This is a genomic window from Pumilibacter intestinalis, from assembly GCF_943193005.1.
GTDB classification, from domain to species: Bacteria; Bacillota; Clostridia; order Christensenellales; family Pumilibacteraceae; genus Pumilibacter; species Pumilibacter intestinalis.
Map to the genome: position 1 here is coordinate 1 of NZ_CALPCH010000049.1, position 1,256 is coordinate 1,256.

At 53.8% G+C, this 1,256-nt stretch carries 1 rRNA gene; it reads left to right on the top strand.

Annotated features, from left to right (window positions below):
* Window positions 1-1,244: ribosomal RNA gene (locus NFR55_RS10470) — 16S ribosomal RNA — on the top strand; the annotation flags it as partial.
* Window positions 1,245-1,256 lie beyond the last annotated feature (12 nt).

The window sequence follows — 1,256 nt, forward strand, 5'->3', positions numbered from 1 at the left end:
AAGGCGACGATAGGTAGCCGACCTGAGAGGGTGATCGGCCACATTGGAACTGAGAAACGGTCCAAACTCCTACGGGAGGCAGCAGTGGGGAATATTGGGCAATGGGCGCAAGCCTGACCCAGCAACGCCGCGTGAAGGATGAAGGTTTTCGGATTGTAAACTTCTGTCGCGAGGGACGAAGAATGACGGTACCTCGTAAGAAAGCCCCGGCTAACTACGTGCCAGCAGCCGCGGTAATACGTAGGGGGCAAGCGTTGTCCGGAATGACTGGGCGTAAAGGGAGTGTAGGCGGCTCATCAAGTTAGATGTGAAATCCCGCGGCTTAACCGCGGAACTGCATCTAAAACTGGTAAGCTGGAGTGCAGGAGAGGTGAGTGGAATTCCTAGTGTAGCGGTGGAATGCGTAGATATTAGGAGGAACACCAGAGGCGAAGGCGACTCACTGGACTGTAACTGACGCTGAGGCTCGAAAGCGTGGGGAGCAAACAGGATTAGATACCCTGGTAGTCCACGCCCTAAACGATGGATACTAGAGGAAGGGGGTATAAACTCCTCCTGTCTCGAAGCAAACGCGATAAGTATCCCGCCTGGGGAGTACGGCCGCAAGGTTGAAACTCAAAGAAATTGACGGGGACCCGCACAAGCAGCGGAGCATGTGGTTTAATTCGAAGCAACGCGAAGAACCTTACCAAGACTTGACATCGTGCGACGGATATGGAAACATATCGTTCCTTCGGGACGCATAGACAGGTGGTGCATGGTTGTCGTCAGCTCGTGTCGTGAGATGTTCGGTTAAGTCCGGCAACGAGCGCAACCCTTAACGGCAGTTGGCAATATTAAGTTAGCAACTCTGCCGTGACTGCCGTGGATAACACGGAGGAAGGTGGGGATGACGTCAAATCATCATGCCCCTTACGTCTTGGGCTACACACGTGCTACAATGGGCGCTACAAAGAGCAGCGAAATTGCAAAATGGAGCAAATCTCAAAAAAGCGTTCTCAGTTCGGATTGAGGGCTGCAACCCGCCCTCATGAAGTCGGAGTTGCTAGTAATCCCGAATCAGAATGTCGGGGTGAATGCGTTCCCGGGTCTTGTACACACCGCCCGTCACGCCATGGGAGTCGGGGGTACCCGAAGTCGGTGAGCTAACCGCAAGGAGGCAACCGCCTAAGGTAAAACCGATGACTGGGGTGAAGTCGTAACAAGGTAGCCGTATCGGAAGGTGCGGCTGGATCACCTCCTTTTAAGGAACTCGC